This window comes from Aquiflexum gelatinilyticum (assembly GCF_024741135.1).
Classification (GTDB): domain Bacteria; phylum Bacteroidota; class Bacteroidia; order Cytophagales; family Cyclobacteriaceae; genus Cognataquiflexum; species Cognataquiflexum gelatinilyticum.
This window is the reverse complement of the sequence record NZ_JANSUY010000001.1, coordinates 41,136-64,109: the sequence shown is the minus strand read 5'-3', so window position 1 is coordinate 64,109 and position 22,974 is coordinate 41,136. Positions and strand designations below refer to the sequence as shown.

19 protein-coding genes are annotated in these 22,974 nt (G+C 41.1%); 7 read left to right on the top strand and 12 right to left on the bottom strand.

The genetic code is table 11. From position 1 onward, the window contains the following. Positions 1-88: 88 nt before the first annotated feature. The 11 genes from NU887_RS00240 to NU887_RS00190 all read right to left on the bottom strand — a co-directional run bounded on the left by NU887_RS00240 (position 89) and on the right by NU887_RS00190 (position 14,239). Positions 89-550 (bottom strand): hypothetical protein, encoded by a 462-nt coding sequence (locus NU887_RS00240; protein ID WP_258421338.1) that lies wholly within the window; start codon positions 548-550, stop codon positions 89-91. A 24-nt stretch (positions 551-574) separates the two neighbouring features. Then, complete coding sequence (locus NU887_RS00235) at positions 575-1,714, bottom strand: efflux RND transporter periplasmic adaptor subunit (protein ID WP_258421337.1); 1,140 nt, start codon at positions 1,712-1,714, stop codon at positions 575-577. Positions 1,715-1,717: 3 nt separating this feature from the next. Then, positions 1,718-2,929, bottom strand: coding sequence for a TolC family protein (locus NU887_RS00230; RefSeq protein ID WP_258421336.1), 1,212 nt, complete (start codon positions 2,927-2,929; stop codon positions 1,718-1,720). Further along, positions 2,913-6,050, bottom strand: a complete 3,138-nt coding sequence (locus NU887_RS00225; RefSeq protein ID WP_258421335.1) for an efflux RND transporter permease subunit — start codon at positions 6,048-6,050, stop codon at positions 2,913-2,915. The genes NU887_RS00230 and NU887_RS00225 overlap by 17 nt, the downstream gene beginning before the upstream one ends. Before the next feature lie 34 nt (positions 6,051-6,084). Continuing rightward, complete coding sequence (locus tag NU887_RS00220) at positions 6,085-6,624, bottom strand: YceI family protein (protein ID WP_258421334.1); 540 nt, start codon at positions 6,622-6,624, stop codon at positions 6,085-6,087. A 10-nt stretch (positions 6,625-6,634) separates the two neighbouring features. Next, on the bottom strand, positions 6,635-7,258 hold the full coding sequence (locus NU887_RS00215; RefSeq protein ID WP_258421333.1) for a hypothetical protein: 624 nt from the start codon (positions 7,256-7,258) through the stop codon (positions 6,635-6,637). Between the two features lie 248 nt (positions 7,259-7,506). Next, entirely contained in the window at positions 7,507-8,886 is a 1,380-nt protein-coding gene (locus NU887_RS00210; protein WP_258421332.1) for a sensor histidine kinase, read from the bottom strand. Beyond that, positions 8,883-9,551: a response regulator transcription factor gene (locus NU887_RS00205; RefSeq protein WP_258421331.1), complete on the bottom strand. Its 669-nt coding sequence runs from the start codon at positions 9,549-9,551 to the stop codon at positions 8,883-8,885. Before NU887_RS00205 ends, NU887_RS00210 begins: the two co-directional genes overlap by 4 nt. A 75-nt stretch (positions 9,552-9,626) precedes the next feature. Then, positions 9,627-11,879: a lipid-A-disaccharide synthase N-terminal domain-containing protein gene (locus NU887_RS00200; RefSeq protein WP_258421330.1), complete on the bottom strand. Its 2,253-nt coding sequence runs from the start codon at positions 11,877-11,879 to the stop codon at positions 9,627-9,629. After that, positions 11,872-12,609 carry a glycosyltransferase family 2 protein gene (locus NU887_RS00195; RefSeq protein ID WP_258421329.1) on the bottom strand — a complete coding sequence of 246 codons (738 nt, stop codon included), beginning with the start codon at positions 12,607-12,609 and terminating at the stop codon, positions 11,872-11,874. Before NU887_RS00195 ends, NU887_RS00200 begins: the two co-directional genes overlap by 8 nt. Positions 12,610-13,318: 709 nt before the next feature. Then, positions 13,319-14,239 carry an AraC family transcriptional regulator gene (locus NU887_RS00190; RefSeq protein WP_258421328.1) on the bottom strand — a complete coding sequence of 307 codons (921 nt, stop codon included), beginning with the start codon at positions 14,237-14,239 and terminating at the stop codon, positions 13,319-13,321. A 221-nt stretch (positions 14,240-14,460) separates the two neighbouring features. Here NU887_RS00190 and NU887_RS00185 point away from each other — a divergent pair, with 221 nt between their 5' ends. The 7 genes from NU887_RS00185 to NU887_RS00155 all read left to right on the top strand — a co-directional run bounded on the left by NU887_RS00185 (position 14,461) and on the right by NU887_RS00155 (position 21,774). Further along, positions 14,461-15,987, top strand: a complete 1,527-nt coding sequence (locus tag NU887_RS00185; RefSeq protein WP_258421327.1) for an aldehyde dehydrogenase family protein — start codon at positions 14,461-14,463, stop codon at positions 15,985-15,987. A gap of 214 nt (positions 15,988-16,201) precedes the next feature. After that, the gene (locus NU887_RS00180) at positions 16,202-16,612 is read left to right on the top strand and encodes a DUF779 domain-containing protein (RefSeq protein ID WP_258421326.1); all 411 of its coding nucleotides are present in this window, start codon (positions 16,202-16,204) and stop codon (positions 16,610-16,612) included. Positions 16,613-16,657: 45 nt separating this feature from the next. Beyond that, positions 16,658-17,818: a dipeptidase gene (locus tag NU887_RS00175; RefSeq protein ID WP_258421325.1), complete on the top strand. Its 1,161-nt coding sequence runs from the start codon at positions 16,658-16,660 to the stop codon at positions 17,816-17,818. 61 nt (positions 17,819-17,879) lie between these two features. After that, complete coding sequence (locus NU887_RS00170; protein WP_258421324.1) at positions 17,880-18,644, top strand: DUF5995 family protein; 765 nt, start codon at positions 17,880-17,882, stop codon at positions 18,642-18,644. 73 nt (positions 18,645-18,717) lie between these two features. Beyond that, positions 18,718-21,144 (top strand): DUF5686 and carboxypeptidase-like regulatory domain-containing protein, encoded by a 2,427-nt coding sequence (locus NU887_RS00165; protein ID WP_258421323.1) that lies wholly within the window; start codon positions 18,718-18,720, stop codon positions 21,142-21,144. Positions 21,145-21,286: 142 nt separating this feature from the next. After that, entirely contained in the window at positions 21,287-21,511 is a 225-nt protein-coding gene (locus NU887_RS00160) for a DUF2683 family protein (RefSeq protein ID WP_241140492.1), read from the top strand. Further along, complete coding sequence (locus NU887_RS00155) at positions 21,508-21,774, top strand: Txe/YoeB family addiction module toxin (RefSeq protein ID WP_258421322.1); 267 nt, start codon at positions 21,508-21,510, stop codon at positions 21,772-21,774. Before NU887_RS00160 ends, NU887_RS00155 begins: the two co-directional genes overlap by 4 nt. Before the next feature lie 87 nt (positions 21,775-21,861). Here the strand turns inward: NU887_RS00155 and NU887_RS00150 are convergent, their stop codons facing one another. Beyond that, positions 21,862-22,893, bottom strand: coding sequence for a DUF4407 domain-containing protein (locus NU887_RS00150; protein ID WP_258421321.1), 1,032 nt, complete (start codon positions 22,891-22,893; stop codon positions 21,862-21,864). Positions 22,894-22,974: the final 81 nt, after the last annotated feature.

The window sequence follows — 22,974 nt, the reverse complement described above, 5'->3', positions numbered from 1 at the left end:
AATTTTGAATTTCCATCTTCCTGTTTATTCTACAAATGTTTGTGGCTCCACAAAAATTACATTCATCATTAATAATTTTTATTTTTTTTTATTCCTCAGGTGCCACAAATCCCTCCCTTATTTCGGGATGGCGGATTTCCCCACCGGTTGTTCCGGCTTCCTTGGCAAAGAACAATACCACAACGGCAAATAACAAGACAGCGATAGAGATAGAATTGGCAAGAGATTTTTGTTTCCAATTGGCCCAAAACCCAATCAATGAAAAGACTCCCAAACCATAGGAAAGGTAGGCAAAAGTCTCCGCGGCCTCTTCGTGATTCTCGATAAAGGTTTCTTCTATCCCTGGAAGGTTCTCGATTACCTCCTCCGCATCTTCACCGGTACCAAAAGCTGGAAGTGTAAAGAGTGCACCAAGAATAAATAATCCAAACGCCGTTCTTTTGAGTAATTCCGAACGGAAAGCAAAGCCGGCAAGCATGACCAAAAACCCAATGATAGGAATGATGATAGGAAAATGGTTGAAAATAAGATGAAGGTGAGCAGGATTCATAGTCGTTTTGGTTTAGTATGGTTTCTATTTGATCAATTGAAATCCTCCTTTTGAGAGAAATATTGTTCCCGGCTTGAAGGATATCTCAGGTTTTACCTCCACCATTTGGTCATCTTGCAGACCTATTTCAACTTTGGTTTTTTTGAAATAGTAGAGGTCATTTTCTGTTTGGGTCATAGCCAATACATAATTGACTTCATCAGAATTGATTACCGCTGCGATGGGCAATGCCGTATTTTTACTGCTTTTGACAGCGATTTTAGCTTCTATAAACATCCCCGGAACGAGTAAGTCCCCTTCTTTTTCGTTGTCCAGGTGGACATGGATATTGAGCATCCTCTTTTCATTGATGGACTGTCCGATGAGAAATATCTTTCCTTTGAATTCCCTGCTTTTATTATCAGGCAGATAAAAAGTAACCTCCTGACCAATTTCCAAGGCTATGGCATCCTGTTCAAAAACATTGAGCTCAATATGCAAGTGATCCTTATTGATGATGGTCAGGGCGATATCTGAAGGATTCAGATAAGTTCCCTGATTGACTTTGATGGATTCGATATATCCTGAGATCGGCGCATAGATATTAGCCTTTGAGGTAATTTTGGATGCATCCAATTGAGTCGATGAAATATTGACCAATTGGAGCATCTTTCTGAGACTTTCGGTTTTGGCCAATGTACTTTTGTAATCAGACTCAGCTTTTGCAAAATTCTTTTGAGAGGATATATTCTCAGCATTGAGTGTTTTTTGACGTTCATAGTCAGACTTGAGATAAGTAAGCTGACTCATCGCATCCAGATAATCCTGCTGCATCTGGACAAATTCAGGGTTTTCGATCGTAAAAAGGACTTGGCCTTTTTGGATTTTTTGACCTATCAGCAGGTCAAACCGGACTATATTTCCTCCAAAGTAAGAACTCACATCAAACCTCCCTTCAGCTGGAATATTGACCATGCCATTGGTCAGGATAAAATCTGAAAAGGTATGTACTGTGAGTGAATCCAAAGCCATTTGGCCTTTTTCAAACTGGGCTTTGCTGATGATAATTTCATTCAGTTCCTTTTCTTCCGGAATCACAATCGATTGGTCTTTTTCTGCACCGCATGCTGAAAACATCCAAGTCATGACAGCTGAAAGTAACACTATATAAATTTGATTTTTCATAATTCAAGGATTGATCAGGTAATTGATTTCCAATACAGTCATGTTATATTCCTGGAGGTTTGTGAGGTAATCGACCTCAATGTTTCTTGAGTTTTCGATCAGTAAAACATATTGAAAGAAGTCGATCTCACCCCCTTTGTAGGCTTGGTTTCCCTGTGCGATCAGCTGCTTGCTAAGCTGCTGCCCTTCTTCGGTATAAAAGGAAATTGCTTCCTGAAACTTCTGCAGTTCGATTTCTAATTGGGCTCTCCTATTGTTGAGCTGAAAAGAATAATTTTCTGCGGCAAGATTGGTTTGGACGAGTTCAAACTTAGATGAGTTGATTTTAGCTTTTTGGGCTCCAAACCAAAGCGGAATAGAAACGCCAACCTGTACTCCCGGATAAATCCTGGCATTCGGCCCGGTATTCGTCCCACGGAAAAACTCCCCATGGAGATCCGGCAAAAGCCTTTGTCTTTCGAGGGAAAGGTTATCAGTCTTCAGGTTAATGGATTGCTCATAAAACTGGACACCGGGATGATTTTCCATCTCCCAATTTTGAGTAAGCAAGGGCAATAATTCTTGGTCAGGAATTTCGAATTCCCGTCCCACTTGAATCAGTTGCTCCAGCCTGACATAAGCTTGGTTTTTGCTTTCGATAGTCTGGTGAAGCCTTACTGAAAGTTCCCGCATCTTGCTCCTTGCAGTGAGTTTTTCAAGGTAATTGGTTTCTCCAAGCTCATACCGTCTGCTGGCTGCGATGGAAAACTGCTGGTATAAGCTGTCCAGAAAGCGGTAATTGCTCTCCAATTTTTGGAGATAGACAATGGTATAATAAGTCTGTGAAACCTCTTTGATGATCTGATTCTGCGTCAGCAGATATTGCTGTTGTTCTACCATTCCCAGGTCTTCGTACACCCTCCGTTGACTGCCATAGACTGTAGGAAACTGCATACTTTGGCTGATCCCAAACACTTTGTTTGAATAGCCATTCTCGGCAATGTCATTTTGGTCGTGCCTGAAAAATACCTGTGTTTTGTCTAGGTTGAATCCTGCTGGAATCATCGCCTTAGTCGCTTCTACTCTTTGTTGGGCGGATTTCAAACCTAGGTTGTTTTGCAAAGCAGAATCAATGGCCGAGGCCAGATCGATGGATTCTTTCTGGGCAAAAGCACTGAATGGTAAGTTCCATGTCAAGCAAGCCAAGAGGAATATAAATTTAAGATTGGAGTTCATGGCTTTTTTTGGTTGAATGAAACATCGTGTACAAAACCGGAAGTACAATCATCGTCAGCAAAGTCGCCGAGATCAATCCTCCCACCACTACTGTGGCCAAAGGACGCTGAACTTCAGCCCCTGCAGAAGTTGAAATGGCCATTGGCAAAAATCCCATGGCAGCAGCCGCAGCTGTCAAAAGCACCGGCCTCAACCTCTCTTTTGTTCCCCTTAAAATCAGGGACTTCAGATCACCACCATGTTCATTTTGTAATTCCTTAAAATGCTCGATAAGAACGATCCCATTAAGCACCGCAATCCCAAAGAGCGCAATGAATCCGACTCCTGCAGAAATGCTGAACGGCATTCCACGGAAGTAGAGCAATAAAATCCCTCCCACTGCCGAAAATGGAATCGCTGTATAAATCATAAGAGCTTCTTTGATAGAAGAAAGGGCAAAAAACAGCAGCAAAAATATCAGCGCCAAGGCAATGGGAACTGCAATAATCAGCCTTGCTTTTGCCATATTGAGGTTTTCGAATTGACCGCCATAATCGATATAATATCCATCTGGCAATTTGACTTTAGATTGGATGATTGCTTGGATATCAGTCACCACAGACTGCAAATCCCTGTTTCTGACATTGACACCGATAACAACCCTTCTTCTGGATCCATCTCGGGATATCTTAGCGGGACCTTTGTCCAGGTAAATTTCCGCAAACTCACTCAAAGGCAGGGAACTCCCATTTGGCAGGTTGACTGATGCCTGACGGATGTTGTCGAGGTCTTGTCTGAATTCTCCGGCAAATCTGATCACCAGGTCAAATTGTTTTTCACCTTCGAAAACTGTTCCTGCAGATTTACCTGCAAATCCCATCGTAATGATGTCATTTAGTGTGCTGATATTGATGCCATATTTGGCAATCTTCTCCCGGTCGTACCTGATTTTCATTTGGGGTAATCCGGCTGTCTTCTCGACAATGATATCCGCTGCACCCTCAACTCCCTGAATGGCTGCTTCGATTTCCTTTGCTTTTTGGTTGAGGATATCCAGGTCTTCCCCAAAAACCTTGATCGCAAGATCTGCCCTGACACCAGTGATGAGTTCGTTGAACCTCATTTCTATAGGTTGAGTGAATTCAAACTCCAAACCGGCGATAACAGAAAGTGAATCTTTGAAAGCGTCTGCCAATTCATCTTTGGTGGATACAGTTGTCCATTCCTTTGGTGGCTTTAAAGTCACGATGATATCGCTCTCCTCCATAGACATGGGGTCTGTGGGAATTTCGGCTGCACCAATTCTACTGACCACCTGATCCACTTCTGGAAATCCAAGCAGGATATTTTCAATTTCGGTAGTCGTTTCGATGGTATTGCTGAGTGTGGTACCTGTCTTGAGAACCGGTTGGATGACAAAATCACCTTCATCCAAAGTCGGGATAAACTCCGCACCCATGCGGGAAAAAACCGCAAAGGAAATGATGAGCAAAGCAGCCGCTAAAGTCAGGACAGTTTTTTTCCTTCCAAGAGCCCACTCAATCGAAGGTTGGTACAAGCTGTTGATCCAGTCAATTAGCCTGTTGGTAATATTTCTTTTGTTTGGATCAGTAGCTTTGAGAAAAAGAGAGGAGACCACAGGCACATAAGTCAATCCCAAAATCATGGTTCCCAAAAGTGCAAAGCTAAAAACCTTTGCCATCGGGCCAAACATTTTTCCCTCCACACCTGATAAAGAAAGGATGGGAATAAAGACAATGATGATGATAATCTGCCCAAAAACAGCCGAATGCATCATTTTGGAGGCACTTTCTATGGCAATTTTATCTTTTTGGATCCTTGTTTCGGTTTTGGATAAACCTAAAAGGAGACCATATTTATCTGTCAATTGAAAAGCGATAAACTCTACTATGATGACAGCCCCATCAATGATGATCCCGAAGTCGATAGCACCCAAACTCATCAAGTTGGCGTCTACTCCAAAAATGTACATCAGGGACAAAGCAAACAGCAGACTCAAGGGAATCACAGAGGAGACCACCAATCCCGATCTCAAATTGCCGAGCAAAAGGACTACCACGAAGACCACTATCAAACAACCCAAGATCAGGTTTTCCGCAATGGTAAAAGTGGTTTTTCCGATCAGTTCGCTTCTATCCAAAAATCCATTGACCACAATGCCTTCGGGAAGTGTAGGACTTATCTGTTCCAATTTTGCTTTGACTCGCTCAATCGTGGCTTTGGAATCCGCGTCTTTGAGCATCATCACCTGTCCGAGGACTTTTTCTCCTTGACCGTTTGCAGTTATTGCTCCAAACCTGTTTGCATGGCCAAAACCGACTTTTCCCAGGTCTCTTACTAAAATTGGCGAACCATTTCGGATATCCACCACGATCATTCCGATCTCTTCCAAGGTCTTGACCTGACCTTCTGCCCGGATGAAAAAAGATTCATTGGTTTTTTCGATATACCCACCACCTGCGATGGCATTGTTCTCCTCCAATGCCTTGAATACCTGCACCAGGTCTATATTCATGGCTTTGAGTCTTTCAGGGCTGACTGCTACTTCATATTGCTTCAAAAATCCTCCCCAGGTATTTACTTCAACGACTCCGGAAATCCCGGAAAGCTGTCTTTTGACCACCCAATCCTGAATCGTCCTCAGATCAGTTAGGTTGTACCTGTCTTCATATCCCGGCTTGACATCTATGATGTATTGAAAAATCTCCCCCAGACCCGTAGAAATCGGACCCATAAAAGGCTGTCCAAATCCTGCAGGAATATTTTGTTCGGCAGTTTTGATTTTTTCAGCAATGAGTTGTCTGGGCAGGTAGGTGCCCATATTGTCCTCAAAAACTATCGTTACAACCGACAGCCCGAACTTTGATACTGACCGGATTTCTTTGACCCCTGGCAAGTTGACCATCTCCAACTCTATGGGATAGGTCAGGTATTTTTCTACATCTTCGGTGGAAAGATTCCGGGAAGTGGTAATCACCTGGACCTGATTGTTGGTCACATCGGGCACAGCGCCAATGGGAATCTGCGACAATGAATATATGCCAAAACCTATAAGACCAAGAATAAAGAGAAATACGATGATCTTATTTCCTACACTCCAACGGATGATTTTGTCTAACATGGTTTCAAGACTTTTACTTCAGAAGAAAAAATGGTTAAGGATAGAATTCGAGATGGAAATTGATTTTGATGGTGTCTTCGGTTTTGACCAACATAAAGCTTGGCCGCTCGACATTGTAGGCTTCAAGAGAAACAGGGATCTCCCCCTCGACCTCCAGGCCTTTATCTTTCTTTTTGGCTATTGCCTTGAATTGAACAGGTTTTGTAACACCATGGAAAGTCAGGTTTCCCTTGACATCCAGTTCTTCATTTTGTTGGGAAATGGAAGTACTGACAAACTGGACTTTGGGATATTTGAGCGATTCCAATACTTCCAGTGCATGCGAATCCCGACTGGAGTTTTGACTGTCAAAGCCGGAAACCATGGCGCTAACTGCTACTTTTTGGATGGTATTTCCGGTATCATCAAGGACAATCACGGCATTTACGTCTTTGTTGACACCTGTCCAGTCATGGAGTGAATGGCTGGCGCTGTAGGAAATTTCCGAGGTATCTTTTTTGGCCTTCATGCTGACACTTGGCAGATTAAGTCCGGAACCCACTATTAATAATATTAAAATCAGGTAGATTTTCATGTGTTTAAATTTAGAATTTCATGACAATGGTCGCTCCTGCAAATGCTCCAAATGCGGTAAATGCTGCTGCTTTATGGAATTTGGCATATCGGGGATCTTCGGCTTTCTCGGCCAACATATTGGTCGCTACCATGGCGGTAAAGTGAATGGAAGCCAGGATTTTGTGTGCTTTGATGGAATTCAACCCTTTGACTTCTTTGGAAATAAGAGGCGGAGGTGAAAAGAGCGAAAGAGCAGCACCTGTAAAATACCCGATATTCACTGCTGCTGCCAGGCTTTCGTGCGCATCCTTGAGTTGGGTTTCGCCATTGTAAAGCTTTCCGCCGACTATCCCTTGGGCGATCATCCCGGCCAAAGTTGCATATCCGAGGACCTGATGCGTCACAAGCATAGTTCTTCGGATTTTGAGTTCTTTGATCCGGTTTTCTTCATTGAGCGGCATGATGCCTGTTCTTCTCAATAGTCCCCTTTCACCCCAGAATATTCTTTGGGTAAACATGATTTTGTCAGGAAGCAATTTGACGGGTTCTTCAATTTCCGAATCCAAAGACAGCAAAAGGCTATCGACGTCTTGGGCTAAAGCAGAATATGTAGTCGCTATGAGAATGGTAATAATTGTAATGAACTTTTTCATGGTAGGGGAAATAAAAAGGCCTATGTTGGCTCAAATGTATCCCCGGTAACCTTTGGCTTTCCTTAGGGAATTCTTAAGGTTTGCTTAAAAAAATATGGCTATCCTTTTCTTCGCCTATGCCCTAAAAATCTACTACACACAAGGCTCCTGAACGGATGGAATTGCAAACCGAAGTTTCAATCTTAGTCCCTATCCCAAAATGGTGTCGTTATAGTTATAGGTACACTGTATCTGATGTACTCAAAAAATTAAACCTTATCCGGAAAAATAAGCCGTACAGCTGTCCCATGACCTTTTTCACTTTGGAGGAAGATGGAGATTCCCAGTTGGTCACATAATTTTTTAACTATCGAAAGTCCCAATCCGGAGCCCTGTACTTTGCCAAGTTCAGGCGAATTTTCACGATAAAAAGGATTAAAAACTTTGGACTGGGCCTCTTTATCAATACCGATTCCATTGTCCTTCACTTCAAGAATACCGTTGGAATCTTCTCTCCAGATGGAAATTGAAACTTCTGTGTCTTCCTTGGAATATTTCAGGGCATTTTGAAGGAGGTTGTTCAATATGATAAAAACCGATTTTTCATTTGACTGCACGTAAAGAGGCAATTCGTACCGGTTTTGGAAATGGACCTGCCTTCCTTTGCTTTTAAAAATCGAATCTGTCACTTCTTGCGCTATACTACCAAGATCAATTTCATGGATATCCCAGGCATCTTTTTGAAACCTTGCCAAGGCAAGCAACTGATCAATGATGCTGTTTAATTTGTCGATTTCTTCCAGACCTGATTTTACTTTGGCGATGTATTCATGCTGTTCCCGGGGCTTACGGATCAACACCTCAAAATTTCCTTTGAGCACAGAAAGCGGTGTTCGCAGTTCATGAGAGGCATCCGAAGTGAATTGTTGCTCTCTTTTCATGGCCTCTTCCAACCTTTCGAGCAGGTCGTTGATGGCAACTGTAAGCGCTTTTATCTCATCGTTATTTTCCGGAAGGGGTATCCGCTCGTTGAGATTTTTCTGGGAAATCATTTTTGCCCTTTTGGTTATTTTATCTACAGGCTGGATACTCTTCCCTGCCAAAAACCTCATCGTCAAAAAAAGCGATATCAAAATAAGGGGATATAAAAGAAATAATATTATCCTGAGGTTATTGAGTAAGTTTCTTGACTCCTCAAATGAAGTAGCGACAAGGAGGTAGCCCTCAATTTTTCCCTCATGTTTTAAAGCAATCTGCATTTGTCGTAATTCCTGATTTCCCAAAAACTGGTTATATCCTTCTATATCGGAAGAATGGTTTTTTTGGAAACCAAGTCTCAGGTTTCCCAGATTAGGTGAATTATCAAGTTGATTCCCTTCCGGATCTACGATTTCTATAAATATCGGATGAAACTGGATTTCCTTATGCTCCTCCTCTTCCCATTCGTCTTTATGAGAAAACCTGATCTTTCCATCCACGACTGTAATCTGATCTTGGTGAACTTTGGTCTCTAAGGCTAAATCCTGGTCGATGATCCTGATTAGGGTCCAGTTTGCGACCCCATATATCAGCCAAAAAGCAAGCAAAACAATCAGCGCAGAGGCGCCTGTAAGGTAAATGGAAAGCCGGATTTTATAAGGGAGATTCATATTTCCTGTGCCATGTAACCGACACCTCTGATAGTCTGTAAGTAATTATCTTCTTTGCTGAGACCGAGTTTTTTTCTGATGGAATTGATAAAAACATCGATCACGCCGGTGTCATATTCAAAATGGATATTCCATACGCTTTCTATGATTCTACTTCTCCTGCATACTTTTCCCTTGTTTCGGATGAGAAATTCAAGGAGAGCAAATTCTTTTTGCGTTAGGAAAACTTCCTTTCCATCCTTTTCTACCCGATGGTTTTCGGTATACAAAACGATCGGTCCAAGGGTGAAATTCAGTTGCTGTCCTGATTTTGGTCTTAGCTGCACCCTGATCCTGGCAAGCAATTCTTCAAAATGAAAAGGCTTTCTGATGTAATCATTCGCACCCGCCTGCAGTGCAAAGACTGCTTCATCAGAAGTATCTTTTGCGGTAAGAAATATCAGAGGCGTATCAGGAAAGGCTTTTCTGAAGTTTCGGGTAATTTCTATTCCACTCATTCCGGGAAGCATCCAATCCACCAATAAGAGGTCGTAATCTCCACTTAAGGCTAACTCCAAGCCATGTTTCCCTTCATCTGCCACGTCTACTGCATAGGATTCCTCTTCAAGTCCTTGTTTCAAAAAACCTGAAATCCCCTTCTCATCTTCTATTACCAAAATCCTCATGATCTGATATTTTCCATTTTTCTCAAATTACAAATTCTTTCCATTTTTAAAGATGATTAAGTAGGTGAAATCACCTCAATAAAACAAAAGCCAACCATCTAGTTCAATTTGATTTGGAAAAAGTGTTATGGCTTTTTGGACCATAATGGGGCTCTTGCCGTCATTTTTGATCATTAAAACAGATTGGTCAGGCATCTTTTGTGATAACCAATCCGGATCATCTTTAAGGTTAATCAAATTGGCTTTCCATAAATCGTCTTTTTGAAATTGGGTTTCCCTATTCAGATCAGCCGAACCGTCGTAGAGAGAGATAATATTTTTATCTGTTAAAAATGACATGGAGGGTATCCTTCGGTTGTAGACCAAAATATGTCGGGCTTCCGGAAGTTCATCATTGATAAAAGCAGCAACGTTTTTTTGATCCTTGACCAGTCCTGAATTATTTCCCATAAAATAGGTTGATGCAGCAGTGATCCCCATGATAAATAAAAATGCTGTCAAAACAGCCCTGTCCATCGATTTGATAGTGACAAGCCGAATGGAAATCAAAAGAGCAGCAGTCAGAACGAGGATAAAGAAAAATTTATATTTGAGGACAATCCTCGGGTCCAAAAGCGGACTAAATCCCAAACCTAAAATGACAATAATGTGAAACCAAAACTGAATCTTATCCCAAAAAACCTGACTTTTTTCAGGCAAATTTGACCATATGAGAGCACCTGCAAGTGCTATGGCGGGAAAAATTGGAAGGATATAAAGGACAAGTTTGGATTGGCTCAGGGAGAAAAATACCAAAGGAATAAAGATCCAAGCCAGTAGTAGGGACAATCGCTTATTTCTTTCAAGCAAGATTTTTTTGGCCTGAAATAAAATAATCCAAATCCAAGGAAAAGCAGTTACTCCGACGATGGCAAAATAATACCAAAAGGGCTGACTTCTGCTGAAGGTATTGGTGGAAAACCTTTGGATTGTATGTTTGAAAACAAAATAATCTAAAAATTGCCTGTCTTCAATATATAACAAAACAAACCAGCTAAGTCCGATTATAAGGAATATTCCCAAGCCTAAAAGATGACCGAAGAGATTTCCCAGTTTGGTTTTTTGACTGATTTTTTGAAATAGCAAGACTGAAACCGGAACTATCAAAACCACAGGGCCTTTAGTCAGAAAACCAAGTCCAAGGAACAGGTAGAACAAGAGCAAATGCCTTCTTTGCTGAGCTTTGAAATACAAAAACCAGGAATACATAGCAGCCAAGACAAAGACCGCGAGGTATGCATCGGTTGTTAAAGCCCTTCCCGAGACAATTATGATGGAAAATGATGCGAAAATCAGAGCAGCATAAAATGCAGTTTTTCTATTTTCGAAAAATAGCTTCCCAATCTGAAAGACTAACATGACCTGTACGAGGATGGCGATTTGTAAGATAAAACGTGCAGCCCATGAAGAAATTCCGAATACCTTATACGCTAATGATGTAATCCAATAAGTCATCGGGGGCTTATGATAATGATAAATTCCCATCAATGTAGGATGGATATAATCACCGGAAGTCAACATTTCTTTTGATATCTGAGCATACCTGGCCTCACTGCCTTCGGTTACTTCCCAGTTTCCAAGATTAAAAAACAAAACCATTCCCATAAAAACCATGAGCGTAGGGAGTCTGAAATCTCTGAACTTTGAAACCAAAGAAACAGGCTTTTTCAATATAGGCTGGTAATGGATGTACATGTTGCGAAAGTAAACAACCAAACCAAATGCTTGCCCAATAAAGAGCACCGCATCCTGCCTAAATATTGCGTAAACCGATATCATCAATGCCCCTGCAATGCTGATATACCAAAATGAAATCGGGAAGGCAGACTCATTGAGTTTCTCCGAATGCAACCATTGAATCACAAATCTGGAGGAAAAGATTACCTGTCCTACTGTTCCCCAAGTCAAAAGTAACCCGTCTATTTCGGGATTGTCCATGAAATTTTGCCAATTGAAATTCAAACCGAAAACCAGGAAACTAAACAGGAGTGCAGGTAGCATAAAAGCAAATAACCGTACCGTATATGGCAACCTCCCCCAATCACCTTTGATCTGAAGGTTACGGATGTAAATGACATACCCAATCAGCTGGCCTCCAACAATAACGATGTCGTTTTGGATAAACCCATAAACAACAAGGAAAAAAGAAGCAAGTAAACTCAGCTTCCAAAACAAAGCAGGTGATTCAACTTTTTGGGATTTTTCAGTCTGGAGTAATTGGACCACAAACCTTCCAGCAAAAAGTCCCTGGGCAGTCAAGCCTAGTCCCAACACCAAAAGATTATTCATGATACACCATGGTTTTGGAAAGGTGCATTTCCTTTACGGAATAGCTGATTTTCCTTTTTTTTAATCTATATACTAGAATCAAATCCAACAAGGGTTGAACCATTCTGTTGAAGGTGTTAAATTTCGATTTGCCTTCAGTCCTTGGGAAATGACTGACAGGAATAACCTTTATCCTTCCACCATAGATCTGGGTCAAGGCTGGGAAGAATCTATGAAAACCATTGAAATAAGGAAGCTTCGAAGCAAATTCTCTATTGAAGATTTTCAGGGGGCATCCTGTATCCTTCATACCGTCCTTCAATAATGAATTCCTGATCCAATTGGCAAAGGAAGAAGATATTCTTTTACCTATTCCATCTTTCCGGTTCTGCCGCTCACCCGTCATCAGGTTAAAGGATTGAAGGTGATTCTCAAATTTCAGGAAGTCCCTTGGGCTGGTCTGGAGGTCCCCATCGATATAGCCTACCCATTTGCTTTTGGAATAATCGAAACCTGCCTTAATCGCCGCACTTAAACCCTTATTGGTTTCAAATGAAATAAAGCCAAATCCTTCATTTTGGGTACAAATTTCTTTGATCAAAGATAAACTACCGTCTGTCGAACCGTCATCTACAAAAAGTGTAAAGATCTCAAACTTGGATTTTCTGCGATAATGATCAACTTCGGACCATATCTTTAGAATATTTCCTTCTTCATTGAATACAGGTATGATAATCGTGATACCATTCATTTTAAAAATGTTTTTCTCCAAACAATGTGTCAAAGTTCATTCTCCAATCTTAAGATTGGCTTAAGAAAAACTTAAATAGGCCTTAAAAGAATGGGATCTAATTCATGGTATCTTTGTGAAGAATAGAGTAAAAAAAAGAAATAAGAATCGGATATCTCTTAAATATTCATCCTTTCATCTCTTTGAATGCAAAGCTTTCCAAAAATTCTGCATGAAACCATGTTAGCAGGATAATCATCGGAGATGAATCCACATCAAGCTAGAAAAAGAGCCAAAACCTAGGCATTTTCCATTTTTTATTAAGATTCAAGCAATTTCATAATGTTTTTTGGATCTCAGGGTCAAATTTTCATGCAAAATCAAAAAAATATATCCCAATTACTTATTGTTGGATTGGTATTGATTTGGTTGAATTATAAAAATGTATAAAATCAAAAAAGTGGTTTAAATTTTAACCAATATTTACATATTTTTTGTTGAAAAGTAAAAAACAGGTTTAAAAAATAGACATAAAAAAAGGAGTCTCTGTAAAAGACTCCAAGTGTGGGTTTATTTGTAACTGACTACAGCCGTATAAACTTTGGTAAATTATAAACATTTAAATGTTTTTCACTACCAAAATTTTTTAAACTTAATAAAAGCATATTAAAAGACCATAAAAACCATAAAATATTTTTTAACAATTTTTAAACATCCGAAGGATGTTTGGTTATTTCTGTGTTAACTGAAAAACCTTTGGAGTAACACCAAATTCGTTTTTGAAAGCCCTTATAAAGTAGGTGATATTGTTAAATCCAGACAAAAAACAGACTTCCTGAATTTGGTAATTAGCTAGTTGAAGATATTGTTTGGCCAGCCTGAGTCTTTCCTTCAGGATATAATCCATCGGAGAGAGGCCAAGCTCCACTTTAAAAGTCCTGGAAAAATGCGCTTTACTCATACAAGCCTTTTGGCTGAGTTCATCAAGGTTTAAGTTTTCCCGGATATTTGTTTTGATATAGTCAATAACATATGCCATCCTGTTGGAGGATGAAAGCGCTTTGTAGGTCTTTTCAAGCATTTCCCTGGCTTGGGTCTGGGAAAGCCTTATCAAAAGTTCCTTCAATGCAAAAGAGGCGATAAGGTCCTTTTCTTTGGATCTTTCTTTTACCCCGATCCTGATAAACCTGTTGATAATTTCTGAAAGGTCTTGGGTATTGATTAAATGAAAATAGGATAGGTCCAAACCCCAATCCTTGGTCACTTCCTTATCAGGAAGCCTTTCGTTCAATAGATTGAAGGTGTTTTCTATCATCTCTTTGGAAATTGACAAGGCAATGCATTGCGTGGGATTTTCCAGATTTGCTTCCGGAAAGTCGATTTTCATCACTTCATTGGGAGGGACTATCACAGATTCACCCGGCAAATATTCAAATCCGGGTTTTTCAAACAAATGCATGACCTTTTTCCCTTTGAGCATGGTAGTCAATACCAGGTCTCCAAAAGTCAGGTTGACATTTTTAGCCTCTTGGTGGGTTTCAAAAATATTGAGTTCGCAATCATGCAAAGTATATGTAGTCCTGTTTTCCACTAGGGTTTTCAGGTCTTTTTCATTCCTCCAAGGCACTCCGGCTATAAAATTATTTTGCATTTTGGATATTTTGGGTAATGTTAAAGTTAGCAATTACGAATGTTTTTTCAAAAGCATATTTAATTTCAGCATCCGTTTGGGATGGGTGATTACGGATTTTGGACTGAGCATTTGCCATTAAATACTCAATTAATCAATTTAAGTGGATGACTTGATCGGATAGGTGGATTTTTTAGAAAACTTATTTGGGAAATTTGAATAATTCCAAAATAACCTAAATCATGACAACATTAACATTATCCGAAGCAAAGCCGGTTGATCGGCCTCACATCAAAGAAAAGTATGACCATTTTATCGGAGGCAAATGGGTAGCACCCTCTTCAGGTGAGTATTTTGACAATATTTCTCCTATTGACGGAAAAGTATTTTCCAAAGCTGCAAGAGGGAACAAAGCTGATATTGAAAAAGCATTAGACGCTGCACATGAGGCATTTCCTTCATGGTCCAAAACTTCCGCAACTGAAAGGAGCAAATTGCTCAACAAAATAGCAGATGTAATAGAGGCCAACCTGGAGATGCTGGCTAGAATAGAAACAATAGATAACGGAAAAGCATTGAGAGAGACAAGGGCTGCGGATTTGCCGCTGGTGATTGACCATTTCCGGTATTTTGCCGGTGTGATCAGGGCTGATGAAAGCACCATCTCCGAACATGACGAGCATACTGTCAGCATTGCACTTCATGAACCGCTAGGGGTTGTGGCGCAGATCATTCCATGGAATTTTCCGCTATTGATGGCCACATGGAAGATCGCTCCTGCACTTGCTGCCGGATGCTGTACCGTCGTCAAACCTGCGGAACAAACTCCTACAAGCATCATGGTGCTGATGGAACTCATTGGTGATATCCTTCCTCCGGGGGTCCTGAATGTGGTTACAGGATTTGGGGTAGAAGCAGGGAAACCTTTGGCATCATCCAGCAGGGTTGCAAAAGTTTCTTTCACCGGAGAGACAACCACAGGTCGTCTGATCATGCAATACGCTTCCGAAAACCTAGTTCCTGTCACCATGGAATTGGGCGGCAAATCTCCCAATATATTTATGAAGTCTGTTGCAGCTGCCGATGATGATTTCTTTGACAAAGCAGTGGAAGGTGCAGTACTTTTCGCATTGAACCAAGGCGAAGTCTGTACCTGTCCTTCCAGAATTCTGGTCCATGAAGACATCTATGATGTGTTTATGGAAAGAGTAATCGCCCGCACCAAAGCCATCAAAATGGGACATCCTTTAGCCGAAGACACCATGATGGGTGCCCAGGCTTCCAATGACCAATTTGAGAAAATCCTTTCTTACCTTGATATCGGGAAGCAGGAAGGTGCAGAAGTGCTTTGCGGAGGCACAAAGGCTTCTTTGAATTCGGGATTGGAAAATGGTTACTATATTCAGCCTACCATATTCAAAGGCCACAATAAGATGAGGATCTTCCAAGAAGAAATCTTTGGTCCTGTCGTCTCAGTGACTACTTTCAAAACCACAGAGGAGGCCATTGCCATCGCCAACGATACCATGTACGGATTAGGTGCAGGACTTTGGTCAAGGGATGCACACGAACTGTATCAAGTTCCACGAGCGATACTTGCAGGACGGGTTTGGGTCAATTGCTACCATGCTTATCCTGCACATGCCCCATTTGGCGGTTATAAAAAATCAGGCTTTGGAAGAGAAAATCACCTTATGATGCTCAACCATTACCGTCAGACCAAAAACATGCTCATCTCCTACGACAAGAAAAAACTCGGCTTCTTTTAAGGAGATTGAGACAAGAGATTTGATACGTGAGATTTGAGAGGTTTCCTTTGAATGAAGGAAACTTCTCTTTTTTTACAAAAAACAATTATTATAAATAATTATGGGGTTACTTACCGCCAACCATATAAGATTCGGATCGAAGTGCATTAGTAGCGGCCATGGACTATGGACCGTCACCTAAGGTCAAATTAGCTAAAAATAAAACCCAAAAACCATGACACAAAAGAACAATTTGCCAAGAGTCCTGATCACCGAAGCGGCAATGGAAGTGATAGACACTTTGAGAAAACGGTTTGGATCAGATCTGATGTTTCACCAAAGCGGTGGCTGTTGCGACGGTTCTTCTCCGATGTGCTTCGAAAAAGGCGATTTCAAAGTTGGCGGAAGCGACATATGGATGGGCGAAGTATATGGCTGTGATTTTTTTATGAGTGCAGACCAATTTGAATATTGGAAACACACCGAACTCACTTTAGATATTACTCCTGGTAGGGGAAGCAGTTTTTCGATTGAAATCCCTATGGGAATTCGTTTTTTAATCAGATCAAGGCTCTTTACCATGGAAGAATTTGAAAACTTGATTCCCACCAAAACTGGGGATGAGGTGATGGATAGCATGTTTTGACAATTCTTATTTTTCGTTATCTTCATATCGAAACCTTTTACCTCTATGAAGAAAACTTTAATCGCATTTATCGGTCTTTTTTTAATTTATTGGATTGCTACGATGGTGGTGCCAGGAATCATTGAGAAAAAAGGAAATCCCGTCAAAACCCTTCCTCCTTACAAAGTATCTCCTGAAGCCCAAGCCCTATTCAATTCCTTTGATTTTGTGGCTGACCTTCATTGCGATGCTTTGTTATGGGGAAGAGACCTGACCAAAAAATCAGAAAACGGTCATGTGGATTTCCCAAGAATGCAGGAGGGAAATGCAGCCATGCAGGTTTTCACTATTGTGTCTAAGTCACCCAAAGGTCAAAACATGGAGGTCAACAGTGAGGACGCAACTGACAATATTACTCTGCTCAACATCGCACAGGGCAGGCCCGTATCCAACTGGTTTAGTCTCATGAAGCGGACGCTTTATCAATCTGCCCTGTTGGAAGAATTTTCCAGAGATTTTGATGGGCAATTCATGATCATCAAGTCCAGTGAAGATGTTAAGAAACTGGCAGAAGCAAGAAAAACAGACAAAAACATCATTGGAGGCCTATTAGGAATCGAAGGAGGACATGCCCTTGAGGGGAAAATAGAAAATCTGGACAAAGCGTATGAAGCGGGGGTGAGGCTGATCGGCCCATCACATTTTTTTGACAATGAACTCGGTGGTTCGGCACACGGCCTGAGTGGCGAAGGATTGACAGATTTTGGCAAAGCCGTAGTGAAAAGGATGAATGAATTGAACATGGTCATTGATTTGGCGCATGCTTCTCCTAAGATGTTTGACGATGTTCTGGAATTATCCTCAAAGCCTGTGATGGTTTCCCATACCGGGATTCGGGCAGTCCTCAATTCTCCCCGAAACCTTTCCGATGGTCAGATCCGAAGGCTGGCAGCCAAGGGAGGGATTATCGGAATTGCCTTTTTTGACATGGCAGTTGGTGAAAATGAAATCAGCGGAATCGTGGCCTGCATGAAGCGTGTCAAAAACCTTGTCGGTATTCAACATATTGCACTTGGATCTGATTATGACGGAAATGTGGCTGTGCCATTTGATATTACCGGATTACCGATAATCGTAGAAGCAATGATGCAGGAAGGATTTTCAGATGAAGAAATCAAAGCCATAATGGGTGAAAATGTAAAGAGGTTTTTGTTGGAAAACCTTTAATAAAAATCAGGAAGGCAGGTTTACAAGACACTTTTTATTTCAGCAAAAAGAAAATCAAAACATGCATACAATTGACGAGGTAATCTTACGCATGGACCAAATTGTCGCTGAATGCCGTCTCAAAAGCAGCAGGATAGGTTATTTTGCCATTTTGTACCGACAGGTGACCAAAAGGATCAAAAACGGAATCCTCAATTCAGAATTTGAGGACAATCCAAGAATGGAAAAACTCGACGTGCTGTTTGCAAAGCGGTTTATTGATGCTTATGACGCTTTTCAGTCAGGCCAAAAACCTACCGCAAGTTGGGAGCATGCATTTGAGGCAGCGGATTCTACCAAACACCTCGTCCTCCAGCATCTTCTTCTCGGAATCAATGCCCACATCAACCTTGATCTGGGAATTGCTGCGGTGGAAACCATAGATGGACATGACCTAGCATCCCTTCAAAACGATTTCAACAAAATCAATGCTGTGCTGGCAGAATTGGTAGATGGAGTCAAGGATAACATAGGTTTTATTTCTCCGTTTTTTAAAACCTTGATCCGGTTTGCGAAAGGTAAAGAAGAAATCCTGGTAAACTTCAGCATCAAACTCGCCCGGGACGGTGCCTTGAAATTTGCCTGGAAATACCAAGCTTCTTCAGACAAAATCGAATCTATTCAGAAAAGGGACAAAGCCATCACCTTATTGGCCAAAGGCCTGATCAATCCCGGAATCAAGCTCAGGCTGTGGGTTTGGCTGATAGGATTGGCCGAGTGGAAATCAGTTCCTGAAATTATGGACCAACTGGACAAAGCCTCCAAAACTTCTATTTCGGTCACTTAAAACCTGCTTTGGTGTAAATCTGAAAACATTTTAAACAGAGACAGGTAAAAGAATTAGTTTAGAGATTCAATCTATGAAAATCAGCCACATACTAATTTTGATTACCCTGTTGTTTTTATTTCCCTTAACCATTTTTGGGCAAACCTTGCTATCAGGTCATGTTTACGACCAAAAAACCAACCAACCCATTCCTTTTGTAAATATTCAGGTAAAAGGAAAAGAACGAAAGGGGACGACAACAGATGTGAGGGGTTTGTTTAGACTGGATCCGTTTGTAGACAATGAGGTTTTGATCATTTCTCATGTCGGATATTTTCCACAAGAAATTACCCTTCAAGCTCTACAGTCAAGATCGGATATTTTTTTGATACCGCGGACTGTGGAATTGGGCGAGGTACAAATCCTTGCAGGTGAAAATCCTGCCTTACCTTTCATCCGAAAAGCAATTGCCAACAAAGACCTGAATAATCCTGACAAACTTGATTCCTATCGTTTTACCAGCTACAACAAAATGGTCATGACTTTGGATGGACTTAACGAACAGCCTGAAGTGGATGATACCACAGTAAATTTTCTCAAAGGAGGGCACATTTTTATGACTGAAAGCTTCTCCGAGGTGGTATTCAAAAAGCCGGGAAAAAGGAACGAAACGGTCAAAGCTTCCAAAATGTCCGGCATAGAAAACCCGCTTGTGGCTATGGCTTCGAGTAGTTTTCAACCTTTTTCATTTTACACAGACCATATCAAAATCCTTGAAGTTCCTTATGTCAATCCACTTTCCAATGACGGATTGAGAAAATACGATTACTTTCTCGAAGACAGTATCCAAAATGAAATCGGCACTTCTTACATCATCAGCTACCAACCCAAAGAAGGCAAAGTCTACCACTTGGGTAAAGGACTGATGTACATCTCCTCTTTGCAATATGCCTTGGAAAATATGGTCATCAAACCATCAGACCCAGATACAAACCTACTTTTTGAATTGCAACAAAAGAACCATTGGGATGGCAAAAATTGGTTTCCTGAGCAACTGAACAGTATCTACCTTGCACCGGAAATGGAATTTGAGGGGAAAGCTTTTAAAATCACCAACCAGACTTTCCTCTCCGATGTACAAATCAATGAGCTCGACAGGAGTACCAAGTTCGGGCCAATTGCACTCAACTTTGACATTCAAAACGATCTTTTTGATTGGGGAAATCTCCGTTTGGATTCCCTTACTTCCCGTGAGTATCTCACCTATGTAAGGTTTGACAATATGCCTGAAAAAGACAAAAGACGTCTCAATATGGCCTCCAAGTTATTGACCCAACTGAGCTCGGGAAGAATTCCATTGGGCTCTGTTGACCTGATTCCAAACAGGGTATTGAGATTCAATAGGTTTGAGAGTGTGGGATTAGGGTTGGGCCTGTCTTCCAATGAAACCCTGTCCGATGTTTTTAGATTTGAAGGTTATTTCAGGTATGGATTCCGGGACAAAGGCTGGAAATATGGAGCAGGAACAGAACTCAGGCTGGATAAAAAATATGACTCCAAATTACTTTTTTACTACAGCCAAGACATCTCCGAACCTGGAAAAACACTGTTGCCCAAAACAAATTCTTTCAGTTCTTCAGGTAACATCTTCAGAAACTTCCTTGCGGACCGCATGGATGAAGTGGAACGCTACTCTGTAGAATTTTCCCAAATGCTGTTAAAGGGCGTCAGATTGGGCTTTTTCGGATCAGTGGAAAACAGGGCTAATGTATTGAATTATGCTACAGGAGTACCTTCAGATGATTTCCCAAGAGTATTCACAGCAACGGAAACAGGCATCGACTTCCGTTTTGTTGGGGGAGAAAGTGTATCGAGAATCGGAAACAACCTGATATCATGGACAATGTCCTATCCTGTCGTCAGCTTGCGGGCGTCCAAAGCCATTCCGGATGCGATTGGGGGAAATGTGGATTTTTGGAACACCGAGTTCAAATTCCAACACCAATGGAGTTCCGGCAATTCCCTGAATCAATTCCACCTTTCGGCACATGGCATTTGGGGAGATAACCTGCCGATTTCCTACCTCAACACAGGTTATGGTATCAATGTCGGACAGAGGAATGCTTTGGACTTTGCCTTATCGTTTCCGGGATATTTACAGACCATGTTTCTGTATGAATTCCTTTCAGACAGGAGTATGCATGCGAGCTATTCCCATCAGACAGGTCCTTTGTTTTACAAAAAAGCAGGAAAGGCGATTTTTGCCCCGCAACTCAAATTTCACCAAAGCTTTGCCATCGGTAGTTTGAGTAATCCAGAGTTTTATGATTTTGTCGATTTCAAAACCATGGAAAAAGGTTATCTCGAATCGGGAATTGAATTAAACAACATCCTCAAACAAAAATCAGGACTTCAATACCGGGGATGGGGAATCGGTGCTTTTTACCGATATGGACCTTATGCAAATCCGACATTTAAAGAAAACCTGACCATCACATTGTCGATCACTGCTTCGTTTTGATGTGAATAATTACAAAACAAATCCTACGGAAAATAAATCCAGATTGCGCAACCACATTCCTAATCTCATCTCAAGGTGATTAGAATTGGTTTTGTTAAATAGGGGCAGATACGTTAAATTTGATAAACAGATAATCAAGAAAATGGAATCTAAAGATATTTTCATTGTACATCCTCAAAACAAGGAGGAAGAAACTGTACTGAAAGCTTTTATGAATGCTCTAAAAATCAAATTTGAGGTTACAAAGGATGGTAATTATAACCCTGATTTTTTGGTAAAAATTGAAAAAAGCGGAAAGCAGTTTGCTAATGGGGAATTTGTGAGTGTTGAAAAGGATCAACTTGAGGAATTTTTAGGGCTTAAATGAGCTACACATTAGATTTTTCAAATCAAGCTAATGAAGATATTGCCTTCCATAAAAAGGTGGGGGACAAGGCAATTTTGAAAAAACTCTTGGTTTTATTAAATGAACTTTCTGATCATCCATTTGTAGGTACAGGCAAGCCGGAACCATTAAAGTATGAATTAGCGGGATTTTGGTCTAGGAGAATAAACCGAGAGCATAGATTGGTGTATCAGGTTGGGAAGGAGAAAGTTCTTATTTATTCTGCAAAAGGACATTATCTTTAGATTGCTTAAAACCTCAGCTTTCCGAATGGTTTTTCGCCAAAATACTTATTCCAACTTCCCCCTTCGGACTTCAAACAAATTTTTAAATCACACCCTCACCCCATTTGCAGTTCTAAATACCTGAATATTCTGTTCGCTTTTTTCGCGGGTCTTGACCGTCTGTTCGTTGGCATATACCTGAACCCTCAATTCTGCCAAGTCCAACAATTCGTCATAAGGTCCTCTAGGAGATATCAATTTGACAAAAATCGGTGCGGTCTCCACTGCCACAAAAAGCAGCATAATCATAATATTGGCCCAAAACATGGCATTGCTCTCTTTGGTCAAAATCTCCAAAGCATCCAATCTTGCTGCCAATCCATCAAATCCGTCGATATTGGGTTGGATCTTGTCAAACTCCGCTTGCCTCAAAGCAGTCAGTTTTTTGATTTCAGAATCCAAAGTATCCATTCTAACCTGATGGCCGGCACGAAGTGCTTCCAAGTCTTTTTGCGCTACGTCAAGTTGCTGTTCTTTTTTCTTGGCATTGCTTCCCAATCCGACTATCCCGCTTGTCCCGTCTGTTTTGGTACCGAAGCGCTCGAAATCATATTCCTTTTGGACTTTGTCCCGAAATGCTGTAGCGGCAGCAACCTCAGATTTTAGGCTGTCTTTTTTGGCTTCCAATCCATTGATTTCAGAAAATCCAGCTTTCAAAGCTTCCTTACTTTGGGCGATCATGGCAGTTTTTTTCTCATCCAATTTCCTGTTGATTTCCCTTTCGAAAATCTTAAGCTCCAATGGTCTGGATATAACAATAGCTAACAGCACTGCGAAAACCAATCTCGGGATGGCCATTTTCCATTCTGCCCATGCATTGTTGCGCTTGCGCATACTTGCCACGATAAACCTGTCCAAGTTGAAAATCATCAAACCCCAAACCAACCCAAAACCGATAGCGTACCATGGAGATTCAAATACCGTATAGAGCGCATATCCAGCAGAAATCGCTGCCAAAAGTCCCGTAAAAAATACAGTTCCGCCGATGCCGACATATTTATGTGTTTCGGTCGGGGTTTTGGTCAAAAGGGGCGCATACGCACCGGAACAGAACCAAAAGAATTTGGTGATTTTATTCATAATCGGATGGGATTGCTTGGAATACAAAACTGCTAACAAAAAACGAACTAGAACGGGCGAAAGTATGGAGTTTTTGGTTTC

Coding starts and splice junctions, on each gene's coding strand:
- NU887_RS00240 (WP_258421338.1), bottom strand. CDS start 550: ATGAATCCTGCTCACCTTCATCTTATTTTCAACCATTTTCCTATCATC.
- NU887_RS00235 (WP_258421337.1), bottom strand. CDS start 1,714: ATGAAAAATCAAATTTATATAGTGTTACTTTCAGCTGTCATGACTTGG.
- NU887_RS00230 (WP_258421336.1), bottom strand. CDS start 2,929: ATGAACTCCAATCTTAAATTTATATTCCTCTTGGCTTGCTTGACATGG.
- NU887_RS00225 (WP_258421335.1), bottom strand. CDS start 6,050: ATGTTAGACAAAATCATCCGTTGGAGTGTAGGAAATAAGATCATCGTA.
- NU887_RS00220 (WP_258421334.1), bottom strand. CDS start 6,624: ATGAAAATCTACCTGATTTTAATATTATTAATAGTGGGTTCCGGACTT.
- NU887_RS00215 (WP_258421333.1), bottom strand. CDS start 7,258: ATGAAAAAGTTCATTACAATTATTACCATTCTCATAGCGACTACATAT.
- NU887_RS00210 (WP_258421332.1), bottom strand. CDS start 8,886: ATGAATCTCCCTTATAAAATCCGGCTTTCCATTTACCTTACAGGCGCC.
- NU887_RS00205 (WP_258421331.1), bottom strand. CDS start 9,551: ATGAGGATTTTGGTAATAGAAGATGAGAAGGGGATTTCAGGTTTTTTG.
- NU887_RS00200 (WP_258421330.1), bottom strand. CDS start 11,879: ATGAATAATCTTTTGGTGTTGGGACTAGGCTTGACTGCCCAGGGACTT.
- NU887_RS00195 (WP_258421329.1), bottom strand. CDS start 12,609: ATGAATGGTATCACGATTATCATACCTGTATTCAATGAAGAAGGAAAT.
- NU887_RS00190 (WP_258421328.1), bottom strand. CDS start 14,239: ATGCAAAATAATTTTATAGCCGGAGTGCCTTGGAGGAATGAAAAAGAC.
- NU887_RS00185 (WP_258421327.1), top strand. CDS start 14,461: ATGACAACATTAACATTATCCGAAGCAAAGCCGGTTGATCGGCCTCAC.
- NU887_RS00180 (WP_258421326.1), top strand. CDS start 16,202: ATGACACAAAAGAACAATTTGCCAAGAGTCCTGATCACCGAAGCGGCA.
- NU887_RS00175 (WP_258421325.1), top strand. CDS start 16,658: ATGAAGAAAACTTTAATCGCATTTATCGGTCTTTTTTTAATTTATTGG.
- NU887_RS00170 (WP_258421324.1), top strand. CDS start 17,880: ATGCATACAATTGACGAGGTAATCTTACGCATGGACCAAATTGTCGCT.
- NU887_RS00165 (WP_258421323.1), top strand. CDS start 18,718: ATGAAAATCAGCCACATACTAATTTTGATTACCCTGTTGTTTTTATTT.
- NU887_RS00160 (WP_241140492.1), top strand. CDS start 21,287: ATGGAATCTAAAGATATTTTCATTGTACATCCTCAAAACAAGGAGGAA.
- NU887_RS00155 (WP_258421322.1), top strand. CDS start 21,508: ATGAGCTACACATTAGATTTTTCAAATCAAGCTAATGAAGATATTGCC.
- NU887_RS00150 (WP_258421321.1), bottom strand. CDS start 22,893: ATGAATAAAATCACCAAATTCTTTTGGTTCTGTTCCGGTGCGTATGCG.